The organism is Bradyrhizobium sp. LM2.9 (genome assembly GCF_054056555.1).
Genome location: NZ_JBSRYJ010000002.1, coordinates 1,526,008 through 1,542,097, shown reverse-complemented (window position 1 = coordinate 1,542,097; position 16,090 = coordinate 1,526,008). Strand labels below are relative to the sequence as shown.

The 16,090-nt window shown below is 64.5% G+C and carries 12 protein-coding genes and 3 pseudogenes; 6 read left to right on the top strand and 9 right to left on the bottom strand.

Annotation, left to right across the window (positions count from 1 at the left end):
* Window positions 1-18 precede the first annotated feature (18 nt).
* The 5 genes and pseudogenes from ACVWW3_RS08650 to ACVWW3_RS08630 all read left to right on the top strand — a co-directional run bounded on the left by ACVWW3_RS08650 (window position 19) and on the right by ACVWW3_RS08630 (window position 5,692).
* Window positions 19-648, top strand: coding sequence for a CvpA family protein (locus ACVWW3_RS08650; RefSeq protein WP_247346236.1), 630 nt, complete (start codon window positions 19-21; stop codon window positions 646-648).
* A gap of 28 nt (window positions 649-676) precedes the next feature.
* The gene (purF, locus tag ACVWW3_RS08645) at window positions 677-2,182 is read left to right on the top strand and encodes an amidophosphoribosyltransferase (protein ID WP_247346233.1); all 1,506 of its coding nucleotides are present in this window, start codon (window positions 677-679) and stop codon (window positions 2,180-2,182) included.
* A gap of 144 nt (window positions 2,183-2,326) precedes the next feature.
* Window positions 2,327-3,069, top strand: a pseudogene (locus tag ACVWW3_RS08640) (SDR family NAD(P)-dependent oxidoreductase).
* A 78-nt stretch (window positions 3,070-3,147) separates the two neighbouring features.
* Window positions 3,148-4,296, top strand: a complete 1,149-nt coding sequence (locus ACVWW3_RS08635; protein ID WP_456650324.1) for a hypothetical protein — start codon at window positions 3,148-3,150, stop codon at window positions 4,294-4,296.
* 169 nt (window positions 4,297-4,465) lie between these two features.
* On the top strand, window positions 4,466-5,692 hold the full coding sequence (locus tag ACVWW3_RS08630) for an ABC transporter substrate-binding protein (protein ID WP_247446965.1): 1,227 nt from the start codon (window positions 4,466-4,468) through the stop codon (window positions 5,690-5,692).
* A 201-nt stretch (window positions 5,693-5,893) separates the two neighbouring features.
* On the opposite strand, the pseudogene ACVWW3_RS08625 reads toward ACVWW3_RS08630, so the two are convergent.
* The 8 genes and pseudogenes from ACVWW3_RS08625 to ACVWW3_RS08590 form a co-directional block, all read right to left on the bottom strand.
* Window positions 5,894-7,151 (bottom strand): annotated as a pseudogene (locus tag ACVWW3_RS08625) (TCR/Tet family MFS transporter).
* Window positions 7,148-8,530, bottom strand: coding sequence for a ribosome biogenesis GTPase Der (gene der / locus ACVWW3_RS08620; RefSeq protein ID WP_247446963.1), 1,383 nt, complete (start codon window positions 8,528-8,530; stop codon window positions 7,148-7,150). The pseudogene ACVWW3_RS08625 and the gene der overlap by 4 nt, the downstream one beginning before the upstream one ends.
* A gap of 49 nt (window positions 8,531-8,579) precedes the next feature.
* The gene (locus tag ACVWW3_RS08615) at window positions 8,580-9,128 is read right to left on the bottom strand and encodes a hypothetical protein (protein WP_247446962.1); all 549 of its coding nucleotides are present in this window, start codon (window positions 9,126-9,128) and stop codon (window positions 8,580-8,582) included.
* 29 nt (window positions 9,129-9,157) lie between these two features.
* The gene (locus ACVWW3_RS08610; RefSeq protein WP_247446961.1) at window positions 9,158-9,811 is read right to left on the bottom strand and encodes a tetratricopeptide repeat protein; all 654 of its coding nucleotides are present in this window, start codon (window positions 9,809-9,811) and stop codon (window positions 9,158-9,160) included.
* Between the two features lie 172 nt (window positions 9,812-9,983).
* Window positions 9,984-11,576, bottom strand: coding sequence for a class I adenylate-forming enzyme family protein (locus ACVWW3_RS08605; protein ID WP_456650325.1), 1,593 nt, complete (start codon window positions 11,574-11,576; stop codon window positions 9,984-9,986).
* 73 nt (window positions 11,577-11,649) lie between these two features.
* Window positions 11,650-12,234, bottom strand: coding sequence for an NnrU family protein (locus ACVWW3_RS08600; RefSeq protein ID WP_247446959.1), 585 nt, complete (start codon window positions 12,232-12,234; stop codon window positions 11,650-11,652).
* Between the two features lie 69 nt (window positions 12,235-12,303).
* Window positions 12,304-12,884 (bottom strand): annotated as a pseudogene (locus ACVWW3_RS08595) (hypothetical protein).
* 102 nt (window positions 12,885-12,986) lie between these two features.
* A complete protein-coding gene (locus ACVWW3_RS08590) occupies window positions 12,987-14,606 on the bottom strand; it encodes a peptide chain release factor 3 (RefSeq protein ID WP_354103655.1) in 1,620 nt (539 codons plus the stop codon).
* A 169-nt stretch (window positions 14,607-14,775) separates the two neighbouring features.
* Between ACVWW3_RS08590 and sugE the strand changes: the two genes are divergently transcribed.
* Window positions 14,776-15,090: a quaternary ammonium compound efflux SMR transporter SugE gene (sugE, locus tag ACVWW3_RS08585; RefSeq protein WP_247346198.1), complete on the top strand. Its 315-nt coding sequence runs from the start codon at window positions 14,776-14,778 to the stop codon at window positions 15,088-15,090.
* Here sugE and ACVWW3_RS08580 read toward each other — a convergent pair.
* The gene (locus ACVWW3_RS08580) at window positions 15,083-16,090 is read right to left on the bottom strand and encodes an inorganic phosphate transporter (RefSeq protein WP_247346195.1); all 1,008 of its coding nucleotides are present in this window, start codon (window positions 16,088-16,090) and stop codon (window positions 15,083-15,085) included. The genes sugE and ACVWW3_RS08580 overlap by 8 nt on opposite strands.

Below are 16,090 nucleotides of genomic sequence, written 5' to 3'. Positions count from 1 at the left end.
AGCGGACCAGACCAGCCGATGCCAGTAACCATCCTCGACCTGATCCTGCTCGGTGTGATGCTGATCTCGGGCCTGCTCGCGATGGTTCGCGGTTTCATGCGCGAAATCCTGTCGATCGCGGCGTGGGGCACGGCGGCGATCGTCACCCTTTATTCATTCTCGAAGCTGCTGCCGACCGCCAAGACCTATTTCAACAACGATACCGTCGCGAGCGTGGTCGTGGTCGCCGGCGTGTTCGTTGGCACTCTGGTCGTGGTCTCCGTGATCACGGTCCGGATCTCCGACATGATCCTCGATTCGCGCATCGGCGCGCTGGACCGCACCCTCGGCTTCCTGTTCGGGCTGGCTCGCGGGCTTTTGATCGTCGTGGTCGCCTTCCTGTTCTTCACCTGGCTGGTGCCGGACAAGCAGCGCCCGGACTGGGTCACGGGGGCCAAGTCCCGCGTTGTGCTCCAGGGAACCGGCGATTGGCTGATGGCCCTCTTGCCTGACGACCCCGAGAACACCATCTTGAAGAGATTCAAGAAAAACAAACCAGATGATGAGCAGACTGATTCCGAGCAGCAGCCTTCGGGCAATGGCGACGGATACAGCAAACCGGCTCGTGACGGCCTTAAAAAGCTGATCGAGAAACCCGCGGCGCGTTGATTAAGCCCTAAAGAGAGGCTCGGACGAGATGCGAAATCCTGACCAGGACGCCCTACTTGATCTCGGCCCGGCCGCGCTAGAGCTTCAGGACGATCTGGAAGGGGATACGCTGCGCGAGGAATGCGGCGTCTTCGGCATCTATGGCCACCCCGATGCCGCCGCCATCACGGCGCTCGGCCTCCATGCCCTTCAGCACCGCGGTCAGGAAGCCGCCGGCATCGTCTCCTATGACGGCAGCCGCTTTCATTCCGAACGCCGCCTCGGCCTCGTCGGCGACACTTTTTCCCGCCGCGAGGTGATCGACCGCCTGCCCGGCAACATGGCGGTCGGCCATGTCCGCTATTCCACCACCGGCGCGACCATCCTGCGCAACGTGCAGCCCCTGTTCGCTGAATTGAATGCCGGCGGCCTTGCGGTCGCCCACAACGGTAACCTCACCAACGGCCTGACACTGCGCCGCGAGCTGGTGAAGAGCGGCGCAATGATGCAGTCGACCACCGACACCGAAGTGATCCTGCATCTGGTCGCGCGCTCCAGGCGCAGCCGCTTCATCGAGCGCTATGTCGACGCGTTGCGCGAGATCGAGGGCGCCTATGCGCTGGTCTCGCTGACCAACAAGAAGCTGGTCGGCGCGCGCGATCCGCGCGGCATCCGTCCGCTGGTGCTCGGCGACCTCGACGGCTGCCCGATCCTGACCTCGGAGACCTGCGCACTCGACATCATCGGCGCGCGCTTCGTCCGCGACATCGAGCCCGGTGAGGTCATCGTGTTCGACGAGAACGGGAAGGACATTCACAAGCCGTTCCCGCCGATCGCGCCGCGTCCCTGCATCTTCGAATACATCTACTTCTCCCGTCCCGATTCCATCGTTCACGGCCGCTCGGTCTACGAGGTGCGCAAAGCTTTCGGCGCGCAACTCGCGCGTGAGAGCCACGTCCCGGTCGACGTCGTCGTGCCGGTGCCGGATTCCGGCGTGCCCGCCGCGGTCGGCTACAGCCAGCATTCCGGCGTGCCGTTCGAGCTCGGTATCATCCGCAACCATTATGTCGGCCGCACCTTCATCCAGCCGACGCAGGCGATCCGCGAATCCGGCGTGCGCATGAAGCATTCGGCCAACCGCGCCGCGATCGAAGGCAAGCGCATCATCCTGATCGACGACTCGCTGGTGCGCGGCACCACCTCGAAGAAGATCGTGCGCATGATGCGCGACGCGGGCGCCAAGGAAGTGCATTTCCGCCTCGCCTCGCCGCCGATCCTCTATCCCGACTATTACGGCATTGACCTGCCGGACCGCGGCGGCCTGCTGGCCGCGACGCATTCGCTGGAGGAGATGCGCGAGATCATGGGCGCGGACTCGCTCGCCTTCCTGTCGATCGACGGCATGTACCGCGCGATGGGCGAGCCCGGCCGCGACCCCGCCAATCCAAAATTCTCAGATCACTGCTTCACCGGGGCGTATCCGACCCACCTCACCGATCAGACCCAGACCGAGCAGCAACCACGACAATTGTCGCTGCTGGCGGAGGCGAGCTAGGCTGGTCGTCCTGGCGAAAGCCAGGACCCATTACCACAGGCCTCTCTGGTTCGAAGAAGGTGTGACAATCATCTTCCCTAGCCATAAACGTCACGGCGTATGGGTCCTGGCTTTCGTCAGGACGACGCTGGATAGAACCTTTCAATGACAAATCCCCTCGCCAACCGCATCGCTCTCGTCACCGGCGCCTCGCGCGGCATCGGCTTCGCCACGGCCAAGGCGCTCGCGAGGGCCGGCGCGCATATCGTGGCTGTGGCGCGCACGCAGGGCGGGCTGGAAGAGCTCGACGACGAGATCCGCAATGACGGCGGCAGCGCAACGCTGGTGCCGCTCAACCTCACCGATTCCGACGGCATCGCGCGGCTCGGCGCCGGCCTGCACGAACGCTACGGCAAGCTCGACATCCTCGTCGGCAATGCCGGAGCGTGCTCGGCCCGTCCTCGCCGGTCGGTCATATCGAGCTGAAGGCTTTCAACGACGTGATGGCCGTCAACGTCTCCGCGAACTTCCAGCTGATCCGCTGCATGGAGCCGCTGCTCAAGCAATCCGACGCGGGCCGCGCGGTGTTCATCACCTCGGGCGCGGCCAACAAGGCCACCGCCTATGTCAGCCCCTACGCCGCCTCCAAGGCCGCGCTGGAAACGCTGGCGCGCGCCTGGGCGCAGGAGACCGCAAATACGAAGCTGCGCATCAATCTGTTCAATCCCGGCCCGGTCCGCACCCGCATGCGTGCCACGCTGATGCCGGGCGAAGACCCGGCAACGCTGGAAACGTCCGAGCAGGTCGCCGAATTCATCGTGCCGATGTGCGCGCCGGACTGGACCGAGACCGGCAAGTTCTACGATTACAAATCCCGCAGCCTGATGAGCTTCCGCTCGCCGGCCTGATTGACTTGACGGCCTCCCCGCGATTGACTGCCCGCACTCAAGCGGCAGCAAGCCGCAAGCCGATAAAGGGAGGTCGCCATGGCGCCACGGCATGATCGCGCAGGTGTTACGCGTGCGCTCGCAAATGTCTCTCACGCCTTTTCCATCCTGATCGCGGCCATCGCATTCGCGCTTCCGGGCACCGCGACCGCCGGCGAAGTCCCGACCTTCGCGGTCGATTCCTCCTGGCCAAAGCCGCTGCCGAACAACTGGATCCTCGGCCAGGTCGGCGGCATCACCGTCGACTGGCAGGGCCACATCTGGGTCATCCATCGCCCGCGCTCGCTCACCGATGACGAGAAAGGCGCGAGCCTCAACCCGCCACGTTCCAAATGCTGCGTTTCAGCACCGCCGGTGCTCGAATTCGACACCGACGGCAACCTACTACGATCATGGGGCGGTGCCGGTGAAGGCTATGAATGGGTCGGCCGCGAGCATGGCATCGAGGTCGACGAGCGCGGCTTCGTCTGGGTCGGCGGCAATGCCGACAATGACAACGCGATCCTGAAGTTCACGCTCGACGGCAAGTTCGTCGCCCAGATCGGCAAGATCGCGCCGAGCCTCGGCAGCAACGACACGACGCAGCTCGGCAAGCCCGCCGAGACCGCGATCGACAAGGAGGCGAACGAGATCTACGTCGCCGACGGCTATGGCAACCGACGCGTCATCGTGTTCGACGCAACCACCCTCGCCTACAAGCGGCACTGGGGCGCCTACGGCAACAAGCCCGATGACACCAAGCAGGCGGCGTATGATCCCAAGGCGCCAGTGTCCCAGCAGTTCGGCAACCCCGTCCATTGCGTGAAGCTCGCCAATGACGGGCTCGTCTACGTCTGCGACCGCATCAACAACCGCATCCAGGTCTTCAAGAAGGACGGCACCTTCGTAAAGGAGTTCTTCTTCGAAAAGAACACGCTCGGCAACGGCGCCGTGTGGGACATCGCGATCTGGCCCGATCCGAAGCAGACCTGGCTGCTCAGCGCCGACGGCGAAAACAACGAGATCAGGGTCATCAGGCGCGAGGACGGCAGCGTGGTCGGCAGCTTTGGGCACAACGGCCGCAATGCCGGACAATTCCACTGGGTGCATGCCATGGCAGTCGACGCCAAGGGTAACGTCTATACCGCCGAGGTCGACACCGGAAAGCGCATCCAGAAATTCAAGCTGACGTCGGACGCGCTGAAATAGCGTCTCGACGCATTTTGCCCAAAAGTTAACCGACGGATGACGCTACGACGCAGCGCCATCCGGCTTTAGGCGCATTGCCGCCGGCCGTGGGACACGGTAGAGCCATCAGCCGGAAAAGGCTCCCATTCAAGAGGGCTGTCCGCATGTTCGACAATGGAGGAAACCTTTTATGACGATGACGTTAACGCGCCGGTCTGCGGCGCTTCTGGCCTGTGCCGCCTTCGGTTTTGCAACGTCCGCATACGCGCAGGACAAGACAGTAAAGATCGGCGTGTTGAACGACATGTCGAGCCTCTATGCCGACATCGGCGGCCCGAACTCTGTGGTCGCGATCAAGATGGCGGTCGAGGATTCCGGGCTGCTCAAGAAGGGCTGGAAGATCGACGTGCTGAGCGGCGATCACCAGAACAAGCCCGACGTCGGCGTCAATATCGCCCGGCAGTGGATCGACAACGAGAAGGTCGATGCGATCGCCGATACACCGAACTCCGGCGTGGCGCTGGCGGTCAGCAACCTCGTCAAGGAAAAGAACGCAGTGCTGCTGAATTCCGGCGCCGCTTCAGCCGACCTGACCGGCAAGGCCTGCACGCCGAACACGATCTCCTATACTTACGACACCTACATGCTCGCCAACGGCACCGGCAAGGCGCTGACCAAGGCAGGCGGCGACACCTGGTTCTTTCTTACCGCCGATTATGCTTTTGGTCACGCGCTGGAACGCGACACCACGGCCGTGGTGACCGCGAATGGCGGCAAGGTGCTCGGCAGCGTCAAGCATCCGATCAACAGCTCGGACTTCTCGTCATTCCTGCTGCAGGCGCAATCGTCCAAAGCCAAGGTGGTGGGCCTCGCCAACGCCGGCGGCGACACCACGAACGCGATCAAGCAAGCGGCCGAATTCGGCATCGTCGCCGGCGGTCAGAAGCTCGCGGCACTGCTGCTGTTCATCAACGACGTGCATTCGCTGGGACTCAAGACTGCGCAGGGCCTCACCTTCACCGAGTCCTTTTACTGGGACATGAACGACCAGACCCGTGCCTGGTCGAAGCGCTTCGCCGCACTGTCCAGCAAGAACGCGATGCCGTCGATGACTCAGGCCGGCAACTACGCGATGGTGCTGCACTATCTCAAGGCAATGGACGCGCTCGGCGGCAATCCGCATGACGGCGCCAAGGTTGTCGCCAAGATGAAGGAGCTTCCGACCGACGACCCGCTGTTCGGCAAGGGCCCGCTGCGCGCCGACGGCCGCCGCCTCATCCCCGCCTATCTGTTCGAGGTGAAGAAGCCCGAGGAGTCGAAGGGGCCGTGGGACTATTACAAGCAGATCGCCACGATCTCGGCGGAAGACGCGGCCAAGCCGCTCAAGGACAGCGAGTGCCCGCTGGTGAAGAAGTAACCGCGTAGCGGTCACGCAAATTCTCAACGACGTCATGCCCGGGCAAAAGCGCGAAGCGCGTCTTCGCGCTGGATGTCCCGGGCATTTACGTTATTGGCTCCGGAAAAGCTGCCGTAGGGTGGGCAAAGCGGAGCGTGCCCACCGTTTCTTTCGAGACCGAGGAAGGATGGTGGGAACGGCACAAGAGCGCTTTTGCCCACCCTACGAGACCGTCTTCGTCGCTGCCAGCGCCCGCACCGCGATCGCCACGCACACCACCATCAGCACCGCCGCGAGCAGGAACGGCGCGCCGGGCAGTTGCCACGGCGCGCTGGCGCCGATGAAATATGAAAACGTCAGCGTAAACAGGAACGGGCCGACGAGCTGCGACACGCTTTGCACGCTCGCGGTCGCACCCTGCAACTGTCCCTGCTGATGGGGCGCGACGAGCCGCGTCATCAGCGACTGCATGGCGGCACCCGAGATTCCCCACAGCGACATCACGGGAATACCGAGCCAGAACAGCGGCCCGGTCGGCGCCGCGCCGAAGATCACGAAGCCGACCGCGCCACAGCACAGGCCCATCAACAACGCGTTCCGCTCGCCGAGCACGCGCACGATTGGGCCGATCGCGAGCCCCTGCACCACCATGGCGCAGATGCCGACCATCGCCAGCGTCAGTCCCACGGTTTTCGAATCCCAGCCGTAGCGATAGGTGGCATAGAGCACGAAGGTCGAGGGCAGCACGACATGCGCGACCTGCGCGATGAAGTTGACGACGGACAACGCAGCGAGCACCGCGTTGGAACGCAGCAGGCGCAGCGCGCCGACCGGATTGGCGCTGGTCCAGTGGAACGGCGAGCGCTTCTCCGGCGCCAGCGATTCCGGCAGCACGAACAGCCCATAGAGTGCATTGGCAAGGCTCAGGGCTGCCGAGGCCCAGAACGGCAGGCGCGGATCGATGTCGCCGAGCAGACCGCCCAGCGCCGGGCCCAGCACGAAACCGGCGCCGAAGGCAGCGCCAATCCTGCCGAAGACCGCCGCGCGCCGCTCCGGCGGCGTGATGTCGGCAATATAGGCAAAGGCGGTCGAGATACTGGCCGAGGTGATGCCGGAAATGACGCGACCGACGAACAGCCAGACCAGCGACGGCGCCAGCGCCATCAGCACATAGTCGGCCGCGAGCCCGAAATTCGACAGCAGCACCACCGGCCGCCGCCCGAATCGATCCGACAGCGCGCCGAGCACCGGCGAGAACACGAACTGCATCAGCGCCCAGGCAGTGCCGAACAGGCCGAAGATGCGGGCCGCGTGCGCCGTGTCGTTGTCGACGAAGCTCTCGATCAGCTTTGGCAGGATCGGCATGATCACGCCGAGCGCGAGCATGTCGAGCAGGATGGTGACGAAGATGAAGGCGACCGCACCGCGCCGGACCTGGCGCAGCGCTCTGCGCCATCGCCTCGCCGGCATCGTCGCTCACGACAGCCGCTTGCGCTTGTGGGCGAAGGGATTGGCCTTCTCGCGCAAGGTGATGCGCACCGGCGTGCCCGGCAATTCGAAGGCCTCACGCATCGAATTGGTGAGGTAGCGCATATACGACTGAGGCACCGCGTCCGCGCGCGAGCAGAACAGCACGAAGCTCGGCGGGCGGGCCTTGGTCTGCGTGATGTAATTCAGCTTCAGCCTGCGGCCGGATACGGCGGGCGGCGGATTCGCCTGGACTGCCTCTTCGAACCAGCGGTTCAGCGATGATGTCGACACGCGTTTGTTCCAGAGCGCGTAGGCGTCCTGGATCGCTTGCATCAGGCGGTCAATGCCCTCGCCCATCAGACCGGAGACGGCGACGATCGGCACGCCCCTGACCTGCGGCAGCAAATGGTCGGCATCCCGGCGCAGGCCGGAGATCGCGCCGCCGCCCTTGCTCTCCATCAGGTCCCATTTGTTGACGGCGAGCACGACAGCGCGGCCCTCGCGCTCGATCAGGTCGGCGATGCGAAGATCCTGCTCCTCGAAGCGGTTCTGCGCATCCATCATCATCACGACGACTTCGGCAAAGCGCACCGCGCGCAGTGCGTCGGCGACGGAGAGCTTTTCGAGCTTCTCCTCGATCCGCGAGCGCCGGCGCAGACCCGCGGTGTCGAACACGCGAAAATCGCGGCCCTTCCAGTTGATCTCGACCGCGATGGAATCGCGCGTAGTGCCGGCCTCCGCGCTCGTCAGCAGGCGCTCCTCGCCGAGCAGATGATTGATCATCGTCGACTTGCCGGCGTTGGGCCGGCCGACGATGGCGACCCGGATCGGACGCGTGGCGGCCTCTTCCTCGGTCAGCGGCTCGTCGTCTTCGAGTTCATCGTCCTCCACCGGCTCCGGCATCAGCGGGCGCAGAGCATCGTAGAGCTCACCCATGCCCTCGCCGTGCTCGGCCGAGACCTGGATCGGATCGCCGAGGCCGAGCGCGAAGGACTCCATCGCGCCGACGTCGCCATGCTTGCCCTCGCTCTTGTTGGCGACGAGCAGCACCGGCTTGTTGGCCTTGCGGGCGAAATCGGCGAAGGCGCGATCGTTGGGCGTGAGGCCGATACGGGCATCGATCACGAAGAACAGCGCGTCGGCCTGTGCGATCGCTGCCTCCGTCTGCTCCTGCATGCGCGCGGTCAGCGAGCCCTTGGCGCCCTCGTCGAGCCCTGCGGTATCGATGATGGTGAACTCGAGGTCGCCGAGCCTCGCTTCACCCTCGCGGCGGTCGCGGGTGACGCCCGGCAGGTCATCGACGAGCGCGAGCTTCTGCCCGACTAGGCGGTTGAACAGCGTCGACTTGCCGACATTGGGTCGGCCGATAATGGCAATTGTATAGGACATCGGTCATTCGTGCGCTGCCGGAGCTGCGCCTGTCAATGAAATGAAGCAATTAGCGCGAGAAGCTGCCGCTCGGCATCGGCGCCGGGAAGGCGCCCTGCGATTGCTGCTGGGTGGTCTGGGTCGGTTGCGCCTGCTGGACGGGTTGATCGGGCGGCGGCGCGGTGGTGCGCTTGCGCACGATCTTCTGCCTGGGCGGCGGAGCGGCCGCGGGCGCCGCCTCCGGCTGGGCCTCGCCATCGACTTCGCCGGCGGGCGCCTCAGCCGGCGCGACTGCTGCGGCGGCCGGCTGCCTGGTCTTTTTCGCCTTGGCTCCCTTCGCCGGCTTGGCCGGCTCGGGCTGAGGCTCCACAGGCAAGGCCGCAACGGCAGGCGCGTTCGGATCGGGCTGTTGCTGGGCGCCCTTGTACATGTCTTTCGGCACGCCCTGCTCGAGGCCCGGCACGCCTTCCGGGAACACCGGCTTGCGGTCGCCCGGCAGCTTCTTCTTGGTATCGAGGAAGTCGAGCATGTCGCTCGGATCGAAGCTGGAGCAACCGCCCAGGACGCCCGTGAAGGCGATCAGGACGGCGGCTGCGATCAAGCGTGGCGTGCGGCGCATATCGGTATCTCGTGTCAGCTCTCGGGCCGTCAGCTTTTGGCGACGGGCGGCAGCAGGGCCTGGAGGGCCTCGGCGCGTGAGCGCAGGCCGGGCGGCGTTTCGCCGTCCTCGGCGATCGCATCGAGCCATTTGCGGGCCGCAGTCATGTCGTTGTTGCGCCAGGCCGACAGCGCCAGCATCTCGCGGGCACTGTGACGGAAGGTCGATTTGGGCGCGGCGGAGGCTTCCAGCCGCTGCTGCATGTCGGCATAGCCGGCGCTGTCGAGCAGGAGGCCGGCCGCGCGGAGCTTCGCCAGATCCTGCCACTCACCGCGCACGCTGCGGTCGGCGGCAATGTCGTCATACAGCTTGGCGGCCGCCTTGGGATCGCGGGCCGCCGTCTCGGCTGCCGCACGCAGCCGCGCCAATGTGCGATAGCCCGACGGAGCCTTGGCGGCGAGCTCGGTGAAGGCCGCTTCGGCCTCCGCGTGCTTGTCCTGCTCGGACAGCTCAGCGGCCTTCTCGAAGGCGGCACCGGCCTCGGCGGCCTTCTGGGCCTCCAGATATTGGTAACCGCGCCAGCCACCTACAGCGGCAACGATCAGCACCATCAGGGCGATGAAGAAGATCGAATACTTATCCCACAGCTTCTTGAGCTGTTCGCGACGTACTTCCTCGTCGACTTCGTCAAATAATTCAGACACTTATGATAATCCCATGCCCGTCCGGGTGCGCGCGCCAAAGCGTTCGCGTCAGGAATCCCGGTCCCCACGTGGCGGCGAGGTAGCCTAACGATATGGCGGTGGCAAGGCAAAGCGAGCCCGATCAAGGCGTTAACCACCCGGGACAACCCGAGAGAAACCCACCTGCCCGGCCTCAGGTTCCCACGAGTTCCCGCAACTGCCGCTTCAGCACCTTGCCGTTGGCATTGCGCGGCAACGGCTCGGCGGTGATCACCATGGTTTCGGGAACCTTGTAGTCGGACAGCCGTTCCGCGCACCAGGCGCGCAAGGCCTCGCTGTCCACCAGCGCGCGCGTCACCACCACCGCGTGAACGCGTTCGCCCAGCACCGGGCATGTCTTGGCAACGATCGCGCTTTCGACCACGGCGGGATGGCTGGCCAGCACGGATTCGACCTCGGCCGAATAGATCTTGAGGCCGCCACGGTTGATCATGTCCTTCTGCCGGTCGAACACCCGGACAAATCCCTCGTTGTCGACCGAGCCGAGATCGCCGGAATGCCAGAACCCGCTGGTAAAACTTTCGGCCGTGGCCTTCGGATTGTTCCAATAGCCCTTGATGACGGAGGCACTCTGGATCCAGAGCTCGCCGATTTCGCCATGCGGCAGCTCATGCCCGTCCGCCCCCATTGCCAGGATACGCGCACCCGGACACGGCAGGCCGACGCTGTCGATATGGCTTCCCGTCAACTCGCCAGGCATGATCGTGGACGGCGATGTCGTCTCGGTCGCGCCGTAGCAGTTCGTCAGTTCGAGCCCGGGAATTATCGCCTTGAGCTTCTCGATGGTGGCAACCGGCATCGGTGCGCCGCCAAAACCACCGATGCGCCAGCTTGAGAGATCATAGCTGTCGAAATCGGGCTGGAGCAGGCAGAGATTGTACATCGCCGGCACCATCACCGTGTAGGTGACGCGCTCGCGCGCGGCGAGCTTGAGGTATTCGGCGGCTTTGAATTCCGGCATGATGATCAGCGCGCCGCCGCAGCAGATCATCGTCGTGATGTTGGCGACGACGCCGGTGACGTGGCCGAGCGGCACCGCCGCGATTGAACGGTCCGCCTGCGTCAATTGCAGGCAGGACACAAAGATCATCGAGGAATGGACGATGTTGCAATGGGCCAGCATCGCGCCCTTCGGCTTGCCCGTCGTGCCCGAGGTGTAGAGGATCATCGCGGTGTCCTCCTCGCTGGTCTCGACCGGCGCCGGGGCCGGCGCGTTGTCGGCGAGCGCCGCGAAATGCGACAGAGCCGGATCGTTGTCGACCGCGATGCGGTGGATCACATCAGGCACATCCCGCGCATCCGGCAGCCGCTCCGCAAGTGCCGCCTCGTGGATCAGGATCTTGGCGCCGCAGTCGGCGAGCACATAGGCGATTTCCGGCTTCTGCTGCCGCGTGCCGAGCAGCACCGTGACCAGCCCCTCATGAGCGGCAGCGAACAGCAACAGCGGAAATTCGACGCGGTTGCCGAGCAGGATCGCGACACGATCGCCACGCTGCAGTCCGAGCTTGCGAAAGCCGGCCGCGATCCGCGCGGCCTGCTCCGCGGCCTGCCCCCAGCTCAGCCGGACATTGCCTGAGATCAGCGCTTCACCGTCGCCATTGCGGGCGCAGGCGTCCGCAATCATCGCCCACAGGCTCGACGGCCGATCGCAAAATGCCGGCACTACCCGATCGCCGAAGCGCGCCTCGAACCGCATCGGCGGGATCTGAGATTGCGACCAGTCCATCGGAATGCCCTTGGCTTGTTGCTCTTGTTACCTTCCGCGCATGGGCATGCCGGTCCTGTCTTGTGCTGATCGGCTAGCTGCCGATCACGGGAACACCGATCACGACCGGATGGAACGCAAAAGCCAGCGCCAGATAAGCGACGATTCCGACCGCGACCGCGATCAGATCATTGGTGACGCCGCCCACTGGAATCGGCGGGCCGCCACCATCGGTGCGACGCTTCAGCGTAATGCGATCGTACACCGCCCAGCCTAGGAAGGAGCCGAACAGGATGATGGAGCCGAGATCGCCATTGGCCAACAGATGCGCCGCCGCCCACAGCTTGATGCCGGCCAGCATCGGATGCTTCAGCGTCGCATAGATGCGGCCGCGCAGATATGACGCAACCACAAGGATGACCGCGGGCAACATCAGCGCGAGCGTGATGTGCTTCAGTGCCTTCGGCGGATACCAGACGTCGATCCAACCGGTCGCACGGTAGTGGGCGAAGCCCCAGATGATCAGCGCGAGCCCCGCGAGCGAGACAAGCGAGTAAAGGATCTTGTAGGTCCCCTCGCCCAGTCTCGCTATCGCCTGCGCGCGCGCCTCGCGTTTCGTCGTGAAAACATGGGCCGCGAAAAACAGCGCAAGCCCCAGGATCATGACCAGCAGACCCACGAGATTCTCCCCAACCAGTGCCCCAGCCCATGGCGTATCATCGATTGGCGGCAGGTCGCAACTGATGCGCTACTTGCCGATCTCGCGATTGTCGACATACCGGATCGCGATCGGCCGCCCGGCGAGGGCACCGCCAAGACCGCCCGTGAATTTCAGCGGCAGGCAAGCGTTCAACGATGAATTGATCGCATTGAGGTAGGTGGTTCTAGTCTCGGCGGGGACGCCCGAGGTCGCAAAGGTCAGGCGCGGCGGACCGATCAGGCCACCCGCCTTGTTGAAGCTGAAACGCACCGCCATCTGCATGCCCGCGCGCGCATTGTCCGATGGCGGCGACCAGCAGGTGCGCAGCTCGGCGAAGAGATCGCCGATCGTCTGTCGAGATCGTGATCGGGCTTTTGGTATTTGGCGCGATCGGCCTCCGCCGGTACGCTTTGGATCGTGAGTTGGAGGTTCTGTCCGTAGGGATAATCGATCTCGGGAATACAGGGACCAGGCTCGAGCGGGCTGCAATAGGACGGCGTGCAGGGCCTGCCGTCGAGCACGCTGCATGGCTCGTGCGAAAACGGTATGGGGTTGATCTGCCGGGGCCGCGCGTCCGCGGCGATCGTCGAGATCGCCAGCAGGAGGAAAACAAGGATGCCGCGCCACATCATGCGAGCTCACAGTGCCACATGGAGAAAGGTGGCATCGTCAGTGCACACGTCAAGTCCCCGCGCATTCACGTGCTCGCGCGCGACCCGTTTGCGCGCACGCTAGCCCTTCTTCTTGACGTCCTTGACGTTGGTGAACTCAATGCCTTCGGCCCGTTCCCGGGTGTAGCCGAGGTAGAACTCGTTCCTCGCCAGATACACGGGATCGCCATCGACATCGTCGGCGATGCTGGATGTGTTGGCGGCGATGAAGGTGTCGAGCTTCTTGCGGTCGTCCGAGGAGACCCAGCGCGCAAGCTGGAACTCGCTCACCTCGAACTCGACCGGCAGCGAATATTCCGCATCCAGCCGCGCCTTCAGCACGTCGAGCTGGAGCGCACCGACGACGCCAACCAGCGCGGGTGCGCCGTCGCGCGGGCGGAACACCTGCACCACGCCCTCTTCCGACATCTGCTGAAGCGCTTCCTTCAGCTTCTTCGCCTTCATCGCATCGGTGAGACGCACCCGGCGGACGATTTCCGGCGCAAAGCTCGGCACGCCGACGAAGTTAAAATCCTCACCGTCGGTCAACGTGTCGCCGATGCGCAGCGTGCCATGATTGGGAATGCCGACGACGTCGCCGGCATAAGCCTCGTCCGCAACCGAACGGTCCTGCGCGAAGAAGAATTGCGGGCTGGACAGCGGCATGCTCTTGCCGGTGCGCACGAGCTTCGCCTTCATGCCGCGGCTGAGCTTGCCGGAGCACAGACGCGCAAAGGCGATGCGGTCGCGGTGATTCGGATCCATGTTGGCCTGGATCTTGAACACGAAGGCGCTCATGCGCGGATCGGTGGCTTCGACCCTGCGCTGGTCGCTCTCCTGCGCGCGCGGCTCGGGCGCGAACATGCCGAGGCCTTGCAGCAGGTCGCCGACGCCGAAATTGCGCAGCGCACTGCCGAAATAGACCGGCGTCAGATGGCCCTCGCGAAACGCTTCGAGCTCGAACGGTTTTGACGCCGCGGTGACGAGATCGAGCTCGTCCTTGACCGCTGACACATCGAGATTGGCATTGAGCTTGGCGAGCTCGGCAATCTCGATCTGCTGCGCCGCGCCGGTCTTGGCGCCGCCGCCTTCGAGCAGGCGCACGCCGCCATTGACGACGTCGTAGGTACCGAGGAACTCGCGACCGCGGCCGACCGGCCAGGTCATCGGCGTGGTGTCGAGCGCCAGCGTCTTCTCGATCTCGTCGAGGAGCTCGAAGACATCGCGGCTCTCGCGGTCCATCTTATTGATGAAGGTGATGATCGGGATGTCCCGAAGACGACACACCTCGAACAGCTTTCGGGTGCGCGCCTCGATGCCCTTGGCCGCGTCGATCACCATGACGGCGGAATCGACAGCCGTGAGCGTGCGATAGGTGTCTTCCGAAAAGTCCTCGTGGCCCGGCGTGTCCAGCAGATTGAACACGAGGCCCTCGAACTCGAAGGTCATGACCGAGGTCACGACCGAGATGCCGCGCTCGCGCTCGATCTTCATCCAGTCCGAACGCGTGTTGCGCCGCTCGCCCTTGGCCTTGACCTGGCCGGCCAGATTGATGGCGCCGCCGAACAGCAGCAGCTTTTCGGTCAGCGTGGTCTTGCCGGCGTCCGGATGCGAAATGATCGCAAAGGTCCGCCGCCGCGACACTTCAGCGGCAAGCGGGGAACGGGCCGGCGATTCGGCTGTGGTGGCGATGTCGGACATTGCGGCAGCGTTTGGCAGGGAAAATGAGCCTTATCAAGCCTCATTTGGTGATTGCAGTGCCTTCCGGCCAGCCCCATATCGGGCTTGGATCAGGGCTTGGGAAGGACGGCCTTCCCGCCCATCAGCACGCCAGTCGCGGGGACGACCCTGCCTCGAAGGGAGGGTCGCCATGGCCTGGAGCATCCTGTTCGTCGCCGGTCTCCTGGAGATCGCCTGGGCGATCGGCCTCAAATACACCGAGGGATTTACGAAGCTCGTCCCGTCTGTCCTCACGCTCGGGGCCATGGCCGGCAGCATTATCCTGCTTGGGCTTGCCCTCAAATCGCTGCCGATTGGAACCGCTTATGCAGTCTGGACCGGCATCGGCGCGGTCGGCACCGCGACGCTCGGCATCATCCTGTTCGGCGAGCCGGCCACCGCGTTCCGCCTCGCCAGCATCGGGCTGATCGTCGCCGGGATTGTCGGGCTGAAGCTCGTTACCTGATGAAGATCTGTACTGCCCACCAGGTCAGCGCGGCGACGATGGCGGAGGCCGGCATCGTGATGACCCAGGCATAGACGATCGAGCTGGCGACATTCCAGCGCACCGCCGAGAGGCGGCGGGCGGCGCCGACGCCGACGATCGCGCCGGTGATGGTGTGGGTGGTCGAGACGGGAACACCGAGAAAGGTCGCCATGAACAGGGTCGCGGCACCGCCGGTCTCGGCGCAAAAGCCCTGCATCGGGGTCAGTTTTGTAATCCGCAATCCCATCGTGCGGACAATGCGCCAACCACCCATCAGCGTGCCCATTGCCATGGCCGCCTGGCAGGAGAGCACCACCCAGAAGGGCACGAAGAATTCGCCGCCAAGTTGGCCCTGCGAATAGAGCAGCACGGCGATGATGCCCATGGTCTTCTGCGCGTCATTGCCACCATGGCCGAGCGAATAGAGCGAAGCAGAGGCGAACTGCAGAATGCGGAAGGCGCGATCGACGGCAAAGGGGGTGGAGCGCACCGAGGCCCAGGAGACGATTGCAACCAGTACCATCGCGAGCAGGAAGCCGACGAGCGGAGACAGCACGATCGCGATCACCGTCTTGGACAATCCGCTCCAGACCGCCGCCGAAAGGCCGGCTTTGGCCACGCCGGCACCAAATAGACCGCCGATCAATGCGTGGGACGAAGACGATGGGATGCCGAGCGCCCATGTCACGAGGTTCCAGACGATGGCGCCGACCAGCGCCGCGAAGATCACCTGGGCATCCACGATCGCGGGATCGATGATGCCGGTGCCGATGGTCTGGGCGACGTGCAGCCCGAACACCATGAAGGCGACGAAATTGAAGAACGCGGCCCAGAACACCGCGAATTGCGGCCGCAGCACGCGGGTCGAGACGATGGTCGCGATCGAATTGGCGGCGTCATGCAGGCCGTTCAGGAAGTCGAACAACAGCGCGACGGCGATCAGTCCGACCAGGACGGGAAGACCCAACGCAACATCCAC